The sequence below is a fragment of the Cellulosimicrobium sp. 4261 genome, from assembly GCF_040546915.1.
Taxonomy (GTDB): domain Bacteria; phylum Actinomycetota; class Actinomycetes; order Actinomycetales; family Cellulomonadaceae; genus Cellulosimicrobium; species Cellulosimicrobium cinnabarinum.
The window spans coordinates 42,848-56,945 of sequence record NZ_JBEPOQ010000014.1 but is presented as its reverse complement, the minus strand read 5'-3'; the positions used below and the strand labels follow the sequence as shown (position 1 = coordinate 56,945).

Annotated in this window: 19 protein-coding genes and 2 riboswitches; of the genes, 9 read left to right on the top strand and 10 right to left on the bottom strand. The window is 75.4% G+C overall.

Annotated features, from left to right (window positions below):
• Window positions 1–54 precede the first annotated feature (54 nt).
• Complete coding sequence (locus tag ABIE39_RS15635) at window positions 55–708, top strand: FCD domain-containing protein (RefSeq protein ID WP_175009467.1); 654 nt, start codon at window positions 55–57, stop codon at window positions 706–708.
• A 61-nt stretch (window positions 709–769) separates the two neighbouring features.
• Here ABIE39_RS15635 and ABIE39_RS15630 read toward each other — a convergent pair whose 3' ends face one another.
• Window positions 770–1,201, bottom strand: a complete 432-nt coding sequence (locus ABIE39_RS15630) for a hypothetical protein (protein WP_114553709.1) — start codon at window positions 1,199–1,201, stop codon at window positions 770–772.
• A gap of 284 nt (window positions 1,202–1,485) precedes the next feature.
• Between ABIE39_RS15630 and ABIE39_RS15625 the strand changes: the two genes are divergently transcribed.
• From ABIE39_RS15625 to ABIE39_RS15590, 8 genes are all read left to right on the top strand, one after another.
• Window positions 1,486–2,937 (top strand): basic amino acid/polyamine antiporter, encoded by a 1,452-nt coding sequence (locus ABIE39_RS15625; protein ID WP_209829294.1) that lies wholly within the window; start codon window positions 1,486–1,488, stop codon window positions 2,935–2,937.
• Between the two features lie 43 nt (window positions 2,938–2,980).
• Complete coding sequence (locus ABIE39_RS15620) at window positions 2,981–4,252, top strand: arginine deiminase (RefSeq protein ID WP_354052465.1); 1,272 nt, start codon at window positions 2,981–2,983, stop codon at window positions 4,250–4,252.
• 81 nt (window positions 4,253–4,333) lie between these two features.
• The gene (locus ABIE39_RS15615; RefSeq protein WP_354052464.1) at window positions 4,334–5,716 is read left to right on the top strand and encodes a hypothetical protein; all 1,383 of its coding nucleotides are present in this window, start codon (window positions 4,334–4,336) and stop codon (window positions 5,714–5,716) included.
• A 24-nt stretch (window positions 5,717–5,740) separates the two neighbouring features.
• Window positions 5,741–5,815, top strand: a riboswitch (Fluoride riboswitch).
• A gap of 41 nt (window positions 5,816–5,856) precedes the next feature.
• Complete coding sequence (locus ABIE39_RS15610; RefSeq protein ID WP_114552910.1) at window positions 5,857–6,417, top strand: universal stress protein; 561 nt, start codon at window positions 5,857–5,859, stop codon at window positions 6,415–6,417.
• Window positions 6,405–6,851: a FluC/FEX family fluoride channel gene (locus tag ABIE39_RS15605; protein ID WP_255437311.1), complete on the top strand. Its 447-nt coding sequence runs from the start codon at window positions 6,405–6,407 to the stop codon at window positions 6,849–6,851. Before ABIE39_RS15610 ends, ABIE39_RS15605 begins: the two co-directional genes overlap by 13 nt.
• Window positions 6,848–7,225 carry a CrcB family protein gene (locus ABIE39_RS15600; protein WP_175009471.1) on the top strand — a complete coding sequence of 126 codons (378 nt, stop codon included), beginning with the start codon at window positions 6,848–6,850 and terminating at the stop codon, window positions 7,223–7,225. Before ABIE39_RS15605 ends, ABIE39_RS15600 begins: the two co-directional genes overlap by 4 nt.
• Before the next feature lie 100 nt (window positions 7,226–7,325).
• Entirely contained in the window at window positions 7,326–7,811 is a 486-nt protein-coding gene (locus ABIE39_RS15595) for an SRPBCC domain-containing protein (protein ID WP_354052462.1), read from the top strand.
• Window positions 7,808–8,128: a metalloregulator ArsR/SmtB family transcription factor gene (locus ABIE39_RS15590; RefSeq protein ID WP_114552907.1), complete on the top strand. Its 321-nt coding sequence runs from the start codon at window positions 7,808–7,810 to the stop codon at window positions 8,126–8,128. The genes ABIE39_RS15595 and ABIE39_RS15590 overlap by 4 nt, the downstream gene beginning before the upstream one ends.
• A 10-nt stretch (window positions 8,129–8,138) precedes the next feature.
• Here ABIE39_RS15590 and ABIE39_RS15585 read toward each other — a convergent pair whose 3' ends face one another.
• The 9 genes from ABIE39_RS15585 to ABIE39_RS15545 form a co-directional block, all read right to left on the bottom strand.
• On the bottom strand, window positions 8,139–8,744 hold the full coding sequence (locus ABIE39_RS15585) for an NAD(P)H-dependent oxidoreductase (protein WP_114552906.1): 606 nt from the start codon (window positions 8,742–8,744) through the stop codon (window positions 8,139–8,141).
• Between the two features lie 114 nt (window positions 8,745–8,858).
• Window positions 8,859–9,272 (bottom strand): PRC-barrel domain containing protein, encoded by a 414-nt coding sequence (locus ABIE39_RS15580; RefSeq protein ID WP_354052460.1) that lies wholly within the window; start codon window positions 9,270–9,272, stop codon window positions 8,859–8,861.
• Entirely contained in the window at window positions 9,269–9,709 is a 441-nt protein-coding gene (locus ABIE39_RS15575) for a hypothetical protein (RefSeq protein WP_114552904.1), read from the bottom strand. The genes ABIE39_RS15580 and ABIE39_RS15575 overlap by 4 nt, the downstream gene beginning before the upstream one ends.
• Window positions 9,706–10,935 (bottom strand): NRAMP family divalent metal transporter, encoded by a 1,230-nt coding sequence (locus ABIE39_RS15570; protein WP_354052458.1) that lies wholly within the window; start codon window positions 10,933–10,935, stop codon window positions 9,706–9,708. Before ABIE39_RS15570 ends, ABIE39_RS15575 begins: the two co-directional genes overlap by 4 nt.
• On the bottom strand, window positions 10,932–11,438 hold the full coding sequence (locus tag ABIE39_RS15565; RefSeq protein WP_114552902.1) for a hypothetical protein: 507 nt from the start codon (window positions 11,436–11,438) through the stop codon (window positions 10,932–10,934). The genes ABIE39_RS15570 and ABIE39_RS15565 overlap by 4 nt, the downstream gene beginning before the upstream one ends.
• Before the next feature lie 52 nt (window positions 11,439–11,490).
• Window positions 11,491–12,147 (bottom strand): ANTAR domain-containing protein, encoded by a 657-nt coding sequence (locus ABIE39_RS15560; protein WP_354052456.1) that lies wholly within the window; start codon window positions 12,145–12,147, stop codon window positions 11,491–11,493.
• Between the two features lie 136 nt (window positions 12,148–12,283).
• Entirely contained in the window at window positions 12,284–12,697 is a 414-nt protein-coding gene (locus ABIE39_RS15555; RefSeq protein ID WP_114552900.1) for a DMT family transporter, read from the bottom strand.
• A gap of 2 nt (window positions 12,698–12,699) precedes the next feature.
• Window positions 12,700–13,014 (bottom strand): DMT family transporter, encoded by a 315-nt coding sequence (locus tag ABIE39_RS15550; protein WP_021482216.1) that lies wholly within the window; start codon window positions 13,012–13,014, stop codon window positions 12,700–12,702.
• Window positions 13,015–13,027: 13 nt separating this feature from the next.
• Window positions 13,028–13,094: riboswitch (guanidine-III (ykkC-III) riboswitch) on the bottom strand.
• A 2-nt stretch (window positions 13,095–13,096) separates the two neighbouring features.
• A complete protein-coding gene (locus tag ABIE39_RS15545) occupies window positions 13,097–14,041 on the bottom strand; it encodes a hypothetical protein (RefSeq protein WP_354052453.1) in 945 nt (314 codons plus the stop codon).
• Between the last annotated feature and the right edge of the window lie 57 nt (window positions 14,042–14,098).

The following is a 14,098-nucleotide window of genomic DNA, read 5'->3' as shown; positions in this document are numbered from 1 at the left end:
CGCACGGTCCGCGCGGGCTCTCAACGGCACCCGGGCCGGTGCGAGAATCGACGCGTGGCCGGAGCCGAGGAGCGAGTGCTGGAGTCCGCGCGGGTCGCGTCCCGGCTGCGGGACGAGATCCTCGACGGCGTGCGCGAGCCCGGCTCGCGCCTCGTCGAGCGCGACCTCGCCGCCGGGTTCGGCGTGAGCCGCATCCCTGTGCGCGACGCGCTCAAGGTCCTGGAGGGGGAGGGGCTCGTCGCGCTGCGGCCGCACACGTGGGCCGTCGTGCGGGCGTTCACCGACGCCGACCTCGCCGACCTGGACGAGGTCCGCACCGTGCTCGAGCCGCTCGCGTTCCGCCTCGCCGCCGAGCGCCACGAGGCCGCGGGCCTGGAGCGCCTGCGCGCGGCGCTCGACCGCGAGCAGGAGGGTGCGCGCGCGGCCGACCCGGTGGGGTCGCGCCGCTCGGCCGCCGACTTCCACGAGATCGTCACGGCGCTCGCGGGCAACCGTCTGCTCGACGACATGATGCAGGGCATCCGCAGCCGGATGCGGTGGGCGCTCTCGCAGCACGACGACCTCGCGGACGTCACCGAGGAGCACCTGGCGCTGTTCGAGGCGGTCCGCGCCCGGGACGGCGACCGGGCCGCGGAGCTCGCCACGGCGCACGTCGAGAGCAGCCGACGACGGCGGGCCGCCCTCGCGGCGCGGCGGGGCACGGTCTGAACCCGCTCGACCTCCCGGCGGCGTCCTGCCGCCGTCCCGACCGGTGCCGTCGCCCGACGCGTCAGGCCGGCCCGGGCGCCCCGTCGCCGACCGGCCGACCCGGGATCTGGACCGCCTTGTCCCACGAGCCGACCAGGCGGCCGTCGGTGGTCTCCAGGCGGAAGGGTGCGAGCGGCAGGTTGCCGGCCCGGCGCCGGGCCCGGAGCACGTCGAGCGCGTCCTCGTCCGTCTCGGCGCCGAACGGCTCGCCGCGCCGAGCGCCCGTGGCGGTCACGACGTGGTAGCTCGTCATCAGGTCGTCGTCGTGGTGCACCTCGTCGGCGAGCGCGGCGACCTCCTGGGCGATCTCGAGGTTCGGCAGCGCGGCCCACGTGCGGTCGGGGCCGTCGAGGGTCCAGGTGCCGGTGTCGTCGCGCCGGACGACGTACTCGCGCGAGGCGCTGCGGGCGCGCCAGGTCCGGTGGTCGACGGCGGTCCAGGTGAGCATGTCCATGTGCGGTGAGGTGGGTCGGACGACGGTCGGTCTCTCGTCGGTCGAGCAGTTCCCCCCTGCCGCGTCCGGCGACCCACGGGCAGCGTACGCGTACCGATCGCGCGCGCGTGTCCACCCTGAGGAGGAGATCGGGCGGCGGGTACGGCGCCCGGGGTAGGCCGCGCGAGGGACCCCCGTCACCCGACGCGCGACCGGACCGGGACGCTGCCATCATCGACCGGGTCAGCACGGCGCCGCCGAGCCGCTCGGCGCGGGCCGGCACGCGAGCGCGAGGGGCGTGGGGCATGGCCGCTGAGGACACGGCGCGGGGGACGGCGTCCGGCACCACGAAGGTCACCGTGCTCACGCTCACGGCCATGGTCGTGGGGTCCATGGTCGGGGCGGGCGTCTTCTCGCTCCCGCGCCGCTTCGCGCAGGAGACCGGGGTCGCGGGTGCGCTCGTGGCGTGGTTCGTCGCGGGCGCGGGCATGTTCACGCTCGCGCTCGTCTTCCAGCGGCTCGCGGTGCGCAAGCCGGGGCTCGACGCCGGGGTCTACGCGTACGCGAAGGCGGGCTTCGGGGAGTTCACGGGCTTCTACGCCGCCGCCGGGTACTGGGCGAGCGCGTGCGTGGGCAACGTGACGTACTGGGTGCTCATCATGTCGACGCTCGGGGCGTGGGTGCCCGCCCTGGGCACGGGCGACACGGTGCTCGCGCTCGTGCTCTCGTCGGTCGGGCTGTGGCTCTTCTTCGCGCTCGTACGGCAGGGGATCCGGGAGGCGACGGCGATCAACCGGATCGTCACGATCGCCAAGCTCGTGCCCATCCTCGTGTTCGTCCTGCTCGCCGCCCTCGCGTTCGACCCCGCGGTCTTCGCGGAGAACCTCCACGGCGCCTCGTACACCGGGTCGCTGTTCGACCAGGTGCGCGACACGATGCTCGTCACCGTGTTCGTCTTCCTCGGGGTCGAGGGCGCGAGCGTCTACTCGCGGCACGCACGCCGCCGCGAGGACGTGGGCCGGGCGACGATCCTCGGGTTCACGAGCGTGCTCGCGATCTTCGCGTCGGTGACGATCGTGTCCTACGGGATCCTGCCGATGGCCGAGATCGCGGAGCTGCGCCAGCCGTCGATGGCGGGCGTGCTGGAGGCCGCGGTCGGGCCGTGGGGGAGCGTGCTCGTGGGCGTCGGGCTGATCGTCTCCGTCCTGGGCGCCTACCTCGCGTGGACCCTCATGGCCGCGGAGGTCCTGTTCGTCGCGGCCAAGGACCGCGACATGCCGCGGTTCCTCACCCGCACGCGCCGCGAGGACGTGCCGGTGAACGCGCTGCTGCTCAGCACGGCGCTCTCGCAGGTGGTGCTCGTCGTCACCTACTTCTCGGACGACGCGTTCGACTTCGCGCTCGACCTCACCGCCTCGATGACCCTCATCCCGTTCCTGCTGGCCGCGCTGTACGCGCTGCGGCTGCGGCTCACGCGCGAGACGTACGACGGCGCCCCCGCCCGCACCCTGACGGGCGACCTCGTGGTGGCGGTCCTCGCGTCGGCGTACACCGCCTTCCTGCTCTTCGCGGCCGGGCTCGACCTCGCGCTGCTCGCGTTCGTCTTCTACGCGCCCGTCACCGTCCTCTTCGTCATGACGCGCCGCGAGCAGGGGCGGCGGGCGTTCGGGCCCGCGGAGCTCGCGCTGCTCGGCGTCGTCGTGGCGCTCGCGGTGCTCGCCGTCGTCGGCCTCGCGGCGGGGTGGGTGTCGCTGTGAGAGCACCGGACCGTACCGACCGCACCACCGAGAGGGAGCACCCATGAGCGTCGCGTCCGCCGTCCCGTCCACCGTCCCGCCCTCCCAGCACGGCGTCCACTCCGAGGTGGGGCGCCTGCGCAAGGTCCTCGTGTGCGCGCCGGGCCTCGCGCACGAGCGGCTGACCCCGACGAACTCCGACGACCTCCTCTTCGACGACGTCATGTGGGTGGAGGCGGCCCAGCGCGACCACCTCGACTTCGTCAACAAGCTGACGAACCGGGGCGTCGAGGTCGTCGAGCTGCACGACCTCCTCGCGCAGACGCTCGCTATCCCCGAGGCGCGGGCGTGGGTGCTCGACCGCAGGGTCGTGCCGAACCAGGTGGGCCTGGGGCTCGTCGAGGGCACGCGCGCCTACCTCGACTCGCTCAGCGAGCGCGAGCTCGCGCGGTTCCTCGTGGGCGGCCTGGCGACGACCGACCTGCCCGACGACTACCGCACCGGCTACGTGAACCTCGCACGCGAGTCGACGGGCGGGTTCGAGTACCTGCTCCCGCCGCTGCCCAACACGCTGTACACGCGGGACACGACGTCCTGGGTCTACGGGGGCCTGACGCTCAACCCGCTGTACTGGCCGGCGCGCCAGGAGGAGACGCTCCTCATGAAGGCGGTCTACACGTTCCACCCCGAGTACCGGGAGTCGACGGTGTGGTGGGGCGACCCGGAGCAGGACTGGGGGCAGGCCACGCTGGAGGGCGGCGACGTCATGCCGGTGGGCAACGGCGCGGTGCTCGTCGGGATGAGCGAGCGCACGTCGCGGCAGGCGATCTCGCAGCTGGCGAAGGCGCTGTTCGACGCGGGCGCGGCGGAGCAGGTGGTCGTCGCGGGCATGCCGCGGCTGCGCGCGGCGATGCACCTCGACACCGTGTTCACGTTCGCGGACCGCGACCTCGTGACGGTGCACCCGGCGATCGTCGACGGCATCCACACGTTCACGCTGCGGCCGTCGGACCGTTCGCCGGGCGTCGAGATCACCGACGAGGGCGACACTCCCTTCGTCGACGTGGTGGCGGGCGCCCTGGACCTGCCCGCGCTCCGCGTCGTGGAGACGGCGGGCGACGCGTACGCGTCCGAGCGGCAGCAGTGGGACTCGGGGAACAACGCCGTCGCCGTCGAGCCGGGCGTCGTCGTCACCTACGACCGCAACACCCTGACCAACGCGGCGCTGCGGCGCGCGGGCGTCGAGGTCGTGACGATCGTCGGGGCGGAGCTCGGGCGCGGCCGGGGCGGCGGGCACTGCATGACGTGCCCCCTCGCGCGCGACCCGCTCGACTGAGACGCCGCTCGGCGGACCACCGGTGCGGCGCGGCTCCCGGGATACCCTGCACGGGCCGCCCACGACGAGAGGACCCGCCCGATGTCCGACCCCACCGAGCCGTACGAGCCGGTCGACGACCAGACCGTCATGCGGCCGCCGCGGCGGTACGGGGACGACGGCGCCGCGACCCCGGGCGGGACGCCGCCCCCGCCGCCTCCGCCCGGTCCCGGGCAGCCCCACGCCCAGGTCCCGTACGGCACGGACCCTTACGGGCAGCGCGGGGCGCCGCCCGCGCCGCAGGGCTACCGCGGCCCGGACCCGCACCGGACGCTCCCGCCGACGGACACGGGCGCGACCTGGCCCCCCGCGGAGACCGGTGCGACGTGGCCGCCCGCCGCGACGTCGTCCGGGCACACCGCGCCCCCGCCGCCCCGGGCGTACGCGGGCGCGCCCGGGGCGCCCTACGGCGCCCCGACCCACGGCACCCCGCCCCCTGCTCCCTACGGCACGCCGTCCGCGCCGTACGGGGCGCCGTCGGGCCCGGGCTACGGCGCGCCCGACGACGCGACGGTCGTCCCGACGGCGACCGTGCCGCCGTCGGACCCGTACGGCTTCTCCCCGTACGCGACGCCGCCGGGCCGCGGCCGTCGCCCGTGGCTCGTGCCGGTGCTCGCCGGCCTGGGCGCGTTCGTGCTCGTCGCGGGCGCCCTCGGCGTGTGGTTCGGGCTGCGCGACGACGCCGCGCCCGACCCCGGGCCGACGGCCGAGCAGGCGCCCGCGACGTCGGACGCGCCGACGGAGCCCGAGCCGGAGCCGGAGCCGGAGGAGACCGAGGACCCCGCGGACACCGACGTCACGGACGACGAGCCGTGGCTCGCGCAGGAGTACCGCGCGGGCGCGGAGATGGACCCCGAGAAGGGCCCCGGGCTCGCGCCCCTGTCGTGGGAGTACTTCTCCGACAACGACTACCTCGTCAACGACGACCGCATCGCCCTCGTCGCGCGGCGCGACTTCGCGTGCGACGACGTCCCGGCGATCCCCGCGATCCAGGCCCTCGCGGGCTCGTGCCAGGCCGGGTTCGAGGCGCGCGTCGTGTCCGACGACGGCCCGACCGTCGCGCTCGACGTCGTCGTGCTGGACGTCGGCTCGAAGGAGGAGGCCGAGCGCGCCGCCGCGGCGTTCAACGACGCGCCCGAGGGCGACCCCGTGGCCGACACCACCGGCCCGGCCCACCCGACCCTCGCCGCGGCGGTCCCGCAGCCCGGGTTCCAGGGCTCGTACGCGATCCTCGACGACGGGGACGCGCCGTCGGTCATGCTGAGCACGGGCACCGTCGTGATCATGTACCGGCTCGGGATCGACGACGGCCTGGAGCGCGACCAGGTGCTCCCGGTCGCGCAGGCGGTCGGGTTCGTCGTCACCGACCACGAGCTGGCCAAGTCGTTCGAGGAGAAGAAGTTCGCGAAGCCCAAGGCCGGCTGAGTGGACGGTCCCGGCGCTGGCTACGCTGGGAGCGGTGATGGATCCCGCCGGGGCGCAGCCGCCCGAACCGCCGCCAGGGCTGATGGTTCCTGACTCGTCGCACGTCGGCGGGCAGGACGCTGCCCGCGGGAGGAGGCCGCATGAGAGCACGGCCGCACGCGGGGCCGGTGCCCCAGCCCGCGCTCGACCGGATGGTCCCGTTCGCGGGGCACGCCGTGGTGGTGGGCGTCGTCCCGGGCGGTGACCCGCTCGTCGTCCGCACGGCGGCGGCCTGGGCGGACGCCGCCAGGTCCCGCCTCGTCGCGGCGTACGCCGACGCGTCGCGCGCCGTGGTCGAGGAGCACCCGGACGGGTCCGTGACGCACGCGTCCCTCGACCCGGACTCCGCCGACGACGCCTGGCAGGGCACCGCCGAGCGCCTGCGCGCCGAGGTCGCCGCGGAGCTCGCGGGAGCACGCGTGCCGTGGGAGCTGCGCTACCTCGCGGGGCGGCCCGACCGCGCGCTGACCCACCTCGCGCGCGCCGTCGACGCGGCGGTGATCGTCGTCGGCTCGCGCGCGCAGGGCTCGCTCGCCCACGTGCGCGAGCTCGTCGAGGGGTCGGTCGCCGTGCACCTGGCCCACCACCAGCACCGTCCGGTGCTCACGGTCCCGCTCGCCGTCGTGGACTGGAAGGAGCTCCGCACCCCGTGGGAGAGGTGACGCGCCGGACCCCGCTGCTCGCGCTCGCGGGCCTCGTCGCGGCCGGGGGAGCGGTCGGCACGACGGCGCGCGCGCTGCTCGAGCAGGCGTTCGCGCCCGTGCCGGGAGCGTGGCCGTGGACGACGTTCTGGATCAACCTCGTCGGCTCGTTCGTGCTCGGCGCGCTGCTCGAGACGCTGCTGCGCGCGGGCCCCGACTCGGGCGGGCGCCGCGCCGTCCGGCTCGGGTGCGGCACGGGCGTGCTCGGGGGCTTCACGACGTACTCGACGTTCGTCGTCGAGGTCGAGCGCCTCGCGAGCGGCGGGCACGCCGCCCTCGGCGCGGCCTACGCGCTGGGGAGCGTCGCGCTGGGGGTCGCGGCGGCGGTGGGCGGGGTCGCGCTCGGGGCCGCGGCCCGACGGCGGCGCGTCGCCCGGGGCGGTGGCGCGCGGTGACGGGGCTCCCCGACCTGCTGCTCGTCGCCGTCGCGGGCGGTCTCGGGGCGGCGTCCCGGTTCCTCCTCGACACGGTCGTCGCGCGGCACAACCGCTGGTCGACGCCCCTCGGGACGCTCGTGGTCAACGTGACGGCGTGCTTCCTGCTGGGGCTCCTCACGGGCTGGGGGGCGACGCACCCGGGCCAGGGGGACGTCGTGGCGGTGCTCGGCGTCGGGTTCCTCGGCGGGTACTCCACGTTCTCGACGGCGTCGGTGGAGGGGGCGCGGCTCCTGCTCGCGGGCCGCGGCACGGTCGCGCTCGTGCACGCGCTGGGGATGCTGCTCGTGTGCCTCGCGGCCGCCGTGGCGGGGATCGCGCTCGGAGGCGGGTGAGGCGTCGTGGGCCCAGATGCAACCTGGGGGTTGCGCTCGACCCGGCACAGTGCAACCGTGGAGTTGCACAGCAAGACCTTCCCCACGGAGAGGACGCACCATGACCACCACCAACGAGCCGGCCGTCGTCGACACGGCGTCGTACACCGTCACCCGGACCGTGACGATCGACGCCCCGGCCGCCCGCGTCTGGGCGGCGCTCACCCAGGAGGACCTCATCAGCCGCTGGTTCGGGCGGCGCACCTCCCTGCCCGACCTGCGCGTCGGCGGCGAGGGCGTGTTCAGCTGGCCCGACGTCCCCGACGTCCAGGTGCGCATCGAGGAGTACGACCCCACGACGACGTTCGCCTTCCGGTGGGGGACCCCGGTCGGGCAGCCCCTGGACGAGACGACGTCGACCGTCGCGCGCTTCACGCTCGAGCCGCAGGGGCCGACGACCGTCCTGCACGTCGTCGAGACGGGGTTCGAGCGGGCCGCCGACCCCGACGAGCTGCTCGAGAGCCACCGGCAGGGGTGGACGAGCGAGCTCGACGAGCTCGTCGAGCTGCTCGAGGGCGCGCTCGCGGGCGAGGGCGGGCACGCGTGAGCGCAGCGTCGACGGAGCTCGCGCCGGTGTTCTCCGCGCTCGCGGACGACACCCGGTGGCGGATCCTCCAGGAGCTCGGCAGCGCGGACCTCTCGGCGTCCGCGCTCGCCGAGCGGCTCCCCGTGAGCCGTCAGGCCATCGCGAAGCACCTCGCCGTGCTCGCGGAGGTCGGGCTCGTCGAGTCCGTCCGCGTGGGACGAGAGGTCCGGCACCGGGCCGTCGGGACCCGGCTCGGCGAGACCGCGCGCGCTCTCGAAGCCATCGGGGCGGCGTGGGACCGCCGGCTCGCGGCGATCAAGCGGATCGCGGAGTCGTAGGGGCCGTCGGTCAGGAGCCGGGAGCGGGGACGGGGTGCGCCGCGAGCGCCGCCGCGACGGCGTGCAGGTTGTGCGCCATGAGGCGCCCCGTCTCGCGCGCCCACTCGTGGCCGTGACCGGTCTGGACGTAGTCCGGCCCGGGGCCCGGGCCCTGGTTCCAGTAGGTCCACGCCTGGCCCGGGATCGTGTAGCCGATGTCCGCGAGGGCGCCGCTCACCTCCGAGATGACGTGGTGCGCGCCGTCCTCGTTGCCCGTGACCACGACCCCCGCGACCCGGTTGTAGGCGACCGGCATCCCCTCGGGCCCCTCCTCGGAGATCATCGCGTCCATGCGCTCGAGCACGCGCTGCGCGAGCGACGAAGGGCGCCCGAGCCACGTGGGCGTGAGGACCACGAGGATCTCCGACGCGAGCAGCCGCTCGTGCACGCGCGGCCACTCGTCGCCCTCGCCCACGTCGGTGACGACGCCGGGCGGCACGGCGAGGTCGACGAGGCGGACGTGCTCGACCTCCACCCCGCGGTCCTGGAGCGCCTCGGCGACCACGCGCCCGAGCGCCTCGGTGTTGGACGGCTCCGGGGAGCTCTTGAGCGTGCAGCTGACGAAAAGCGCCTTCATGGGGTCCTCCCGTGGCGCCGGGCGGTCGTGCCGCCCGGGACGGCCGGCGGCGGCTGGCTCCACCGTCCCGTCCAGCGTCACGGGGCCGCGCGGCGCTCGCAACGCGCGGCGTCGTCAGGGGAGGGCGGCGTCCTGGCGCCGGTAGCCCTGCGCGAGCCGGACCTCGCCCCGCCCGACGGCGGCGACGTCGTCCCACGGCACGAGGAACGTGCCGCGGTGCCGGCGCCGCACGAGCTGCGGCACCGGCCACGGCGCCGTGACGCCCGTGCGCTCGTACCCGAGGAACGACGACCCGGTCCGCGGGCTCACGAGGCCCCCGACGACCCGCGCGCGCCCGACGCGGCTGCGCCGTCGCACCTGCTCGCTCAGCGCCCGGTCCTCGCGGTGCGCGTCGTCGGGGTCGGCCCCGCCCGCGGGCGGGGCGTCGTCGGGCAGCGTGTCGAGCGCGAGGCGCACGTCGACGAGGAACCCGAGGTCCTCGCCGTCGGGCCCGAGGACGCGCGCGTCGAGCAGGTCGCCGAGGATCACGACCCCTCCTCGGGGTCGTGCCGGCCCCCCGGGACGCGGCCGACCACGTGCTCGCGCAGCCAGTCCTCGGTCCAGTGCAGGTCGAGCGAGTCCGCGCGGACGGTGAGCTCGAGCGCCGTGCCCACGTGCCCGACGTCGGACCACGGCACCCGCTCCCAGCGGGACGCGGGCGGTCGGCCGCCGAGCAGGCGCGTCACGAGCACCGGGCCGGTGAGGACCGCGCCGACCTCCGCCGGCTCGCCGGGCACCGCGTCCCGCGGGCGGTCGTCCGGCGAGCGGTCGGGCGCGTCGTCGTCCCCGGCGGGCGCGGCGACGAGCTCCAGGTCGTCGACGGTGGTGACCGGCTCGCCGTCGACGTCGAGCACCTGGCGGCTCAGCAGGTGCAGGCGCGCGTCCACGAGGCGCACCCCGGTCGGCACGGAGTCGTCGCGGTTCATGACCCTGCTCCCGTCGCGATCATCAGGGGGACCGCCGCCACCGCCGCGACGACGACGATCACCAGGTAGACCATGCCGAGCGCGTTGGTCACGCGCCCGTTGACGTGCTCGCCCATGTACTCCGGGTCGTTGGTCACGAGGAGGATCGGCACGTAGGTGAGGGGCAGCGCGACCGCGGAGAACACGACGGACATCTCGGTGACCGCCACCGGGTCGACGCTCGTCATGAGGATCGCCACGGCGAGCAGCAGCGCGACGACCATCGTCAGGTGGAAGCGTGCGGCGCGCGCCGGGCGGCGGAACTTCCCCCACGACCAGCCGAGGTACTGCGCGAGCGTGTACCCGCTGGACAGCGCGGTCTCGAGCGCGGCGCCGAACGTCGCCGCGACGATCCCGACGATCACCACCGCGAGCAGGAGCGTCCCCCCGGCCTCGGCGACGGGCAGCACGATCTGCGACAGCGACGACACCTCGATGCCCGCGGGCAGCAGCACGACGGCCGCGCACGCGGCGATCGCCACCGACAGGAGCCCGCCGAGCGGGAACCCGACGAGCACGTTGACCCGGTTCTGCGCGAGGTCCTTCGCGGTCCAGCCCTCCTCGACGGCGCCGGAGGAGAAGAAGAACACCTCGTACGGCGTCATCGCGGCGCCGAAGAGCGCGACGGCGTAGTACCAGTACGTCGCGACGTGCTCCGTCGCGGGCGGCGACGGCGGCACCGCCTGGCGCAGCAGCTCACCCCAGTCCGGCCCCAGCAGGAACAGCGCGACCCCGAACCCGACGAGCAGCAGCCCGAGCAGGCCGGCGACGTTCTCCATCACCTGGAACTTCACGCGCCACAGCACGAGCCAGACGGCGAACGCCGCGACCGGCATCCACAGCCGCGGCTCGACGCTGCTCGCGAGGTGCAGCGCGAGCGCGATGCCGCCGATCTCGGCGGTGAGCGTGAGGAGGTTGATCGCGAACGACGCCGCGAGGTTCGCGCCCGCCGCCCGCGGGCCGAGGCGCTCGCGGATGATCTCGAACGTCGCGCGACCGCTCACCGCCGCGACGCGACCCGACATCGACGCGAACAGGCAGATCCCGACGACACCCACGACCACGACCCACACGAGCGACAGCCCGAACCGCGACCCCACGACGGCGTTCGTGACGAGGTCGCCGATGTCGACGAACCCGCCGATCGCCGTGAGGATGCCGAGCGCGACACCGAGCAGCTGCTTCACGCGCCACCCGCCAGGGCGAGCACCGTGTCGAGGTCGTCGGCCGCGCGCGCGAGGTCGGCCTGGAGCTCGGACGCCGTGAGCGGCACCGCCCCGGCGGCCGACAGGTCGCCGCCCGCCTCCCGTGCGACCCACGCGCGCGCGGTGACGACCTCGGCCGTCGCGTCGGCGACGGCCGCGAGGCCCGCGTCGCGCTGCGCGGACGAGACGTCGTCCGGCGGTACCAGAGTGGTCAGGGCGGTCGTGGACTCCTCGAGGACCCGGACCTGGTCGAGCACGGCGGCGTCCGCGACGGGCGTCGTCACGCGGTCGGCGTCGAGCAGCCGCACGGTGAGCCGCGTCGTCTCGACCGCCGACCCGGCCTGCGCGACCGCGTCGGCGACGGCGGCGGTCGCCTGGCCCGGCTCCTGCCGGCTCACGGTGCAGCCCGCCGTCGTGCCGAGCGCGAGCCCGAGCAGCAGCCCGAGCGCGGCCCCGGACCGGGTGATGCGCGCACGACGTCCCACGTCAGCGATGGTGCCGCTGCTCCGGGGGGCCCGCACCCGGACGGGACGGCGGTCAGGCGGCCTGGACGCCCGCGAGCACGCGGTCGAGCGCCGGGCGCGGGTCGACCCCGGCCGGCAGGTCCTGCGCGACGGCGACGATCGACTCGGCGATGTCGCGCACCTTGACGTTGGCGAGGCTCGACGAGCGGCGGAGCGACGCGAACGCGGCGTCGGGGGTGACGCGGTAGGCGAGCGCGATGATGCCCTTGGCCTGCTCGATCGCGGCGCGGGACTGCGCCCACAGGCCGATCTGCTCGTTCGCCTGCACCCGCGCGCCGACGCCGACGACGCTCGTCACGTCGAGCACGACGCCCCGGGCGACGGGCACGCCCGTCGGGTCGGTCCAGGCGACGTCCACGAGCACGACGACCGCGCGCTCCCTGCCGCGGGCGTCCTGGATGACCTGCACCTGGACCGGCGCCTCGCCGGACACCGCGCGCGCGATGGCGGTGAGCGTCTGCTGCCGGTCCTTGCCCGTCGCCCGGTGGTGCCACAGGAGGAGCTCCGTCGTCGGGACGACCTCACCGGGGGCGTAGCCGAACAGCTCGACGAGCGGGTCCGACCACCACCACCGGTCCTCGTCCGGGTAGTACCGGAACTCTCCGGCGGCGACCGCTCCCGGAGAAGCCACCCACGTCGAGAGGGCGGTGCTGTCGGCCGAACCGTTCACGTCTGCTCCTTGCGGCCTCGAGGGCGGCGTCCGGGCCACTGCATGACCCCGTCGCCCCGGCGCACATGCTCCCGCACCGCGCCCCCGAGCGACGAATCCCGTGCTCAGGGGCGCGGCGGAGCGGTTCGACGCCGCGCTACGGGCGGTCCGGGGCCGTTCCCGCGGGCGCCTGCGCGGAGTCGGCCGACGCGTCGGCCGCCGGGCCGGAAGCCCTCTCGGCCGCCCGCCCCGGGCGCGACGGCACGAGCTTGAGGCCCACCACCGCCGCGATGATCCCGGCGATGAAGACCACCTTGCCCACGCTCACGGACTCGTCGCCCGTGAGGATGGCGTAGGTGACGGTGAGCGCCGCGCCGACCCCGACCCACACCGCGTACGCGGTGCCGATCGGGATGTGCTTGGTCGCCCAGCCGAGGCCGAGCATGCTCAGCGCGAGCGCGACGAAGAAGACGACGGAGGGCCCGAGGACGGACAGCCCGTCGGACTTGCCGAGCGCCGTCGCCCAGACGGCCTCGAAGACGGCGCTGACGAGCAGGATGATCCACGGCACGGTCAGCTCACCGCCTTGAGCCCGATGACGGAGCCCACGAGCAGCACGAGCAGGCCGACGCGCGCCACGGTGGCGCGCTCCTTGCCCGTGACGAAGCCCCAGACGACGGTCAGCGTCGCGCCGATCCCGACCCACACCGCGTACGCGGTCCCGGTGGGGAGCGTGGTCATCGCCCAGGCGAGACCGACCATGCTCAGCGACATGGCGACGAAGAAGACGACGGTCGGGCGCCAGCGGCGGAAGTTCTCCGACGCTCCGAGCGCGGTGGCCCACACCGCCTCGAGCAGGCCCGAGAGGACCAGGACGAGCCATGCCATGACAAGCAACCCCTCTGAGTCAGTCTTGTCCGTGCGGGTACTGCTCCCTCGTCCGCAGAGCTACCTCGACGCAACTCTGGTACTAACGTACCACATTCGGCGCCGCCAGCCGCCAGCCGCGGCTCACGGTCGTCAGCTCGCGGAACCCCCAGGCGCGCAGCTGCGCGATCTCCTCGTGGTCCGTCGCGTCCGTGCCGACCAGGACGCGGTGCACCCCGGCGAGCTCGAGCCACGCTCGGGCCTCGGCCAGCACCCCGGCCAGCAGGGCGTCGTCGGCCCCCGGGCCGGGCGCGAGGTCCACCAGCTCGGCGGTGCCTCCCGTCGCGGCCTGCCGCTCGGCGCGGCCGAGGGTCGTGTCGATCTCGACGTACGCGGCCGTCTCCGTGCCGCGGTGCGCGGTGAACCGCACGCCCCCGCCGGGGCCGAGCGTGCGCCGCAGGGCGACGCCGTCCGGCACGGGGACGGCGCGGGGGAGCGCCGAGGTCGGGGCGAGCAGCACCGTCTCGGCGTGCTCTCCGGGACGGAAGCCCGCGCGCTCCAGGGCCTCGCGGACGTGCGGCCACTGCTCCGGCACCCCGTAGACGCCCGCGAACGGGAGCTGCCCGTCCGCGTACGCCACGCGCACCTGCCACGCGGCGAGCTGGGCGTGGCACGCGGCCGTCAGCGCGTCCGCGGCCGCGCGGGCCTCGGCGGACTGCTCCAGGCCCTCGTCGTCGGGCGGCGTGACGAGGAGCCACTGCACGAGGCCGGCGTCGCGGTAGTCGTCGCTCGCCTCCGGCCCGGCCGTGAACCGGTGCAGGTGCGCGGCGCCCACCACCCGGTACCGGGACTCGACGACGAACGTCGCGCGCTCGACGACCCACGGGTCGACGACGTGCTCGTCGGGCTGGCGCTCCAGGCTCCCGAGCACGCTGTTGACCGAGAGCCGCGCGCCCGGCACGACGGCGGAGAGGTGGGAGTTGACGAGGTCCGTGAGCTGGTCGCGGTCGTCGCGACGGAAGGTCCGGACACGGGGACGTGCAGACATGCGGCTGCCTCCAGGCGAAGTGATGAGCTGGGAAGGCCGCCACGCGATGCGGTATGC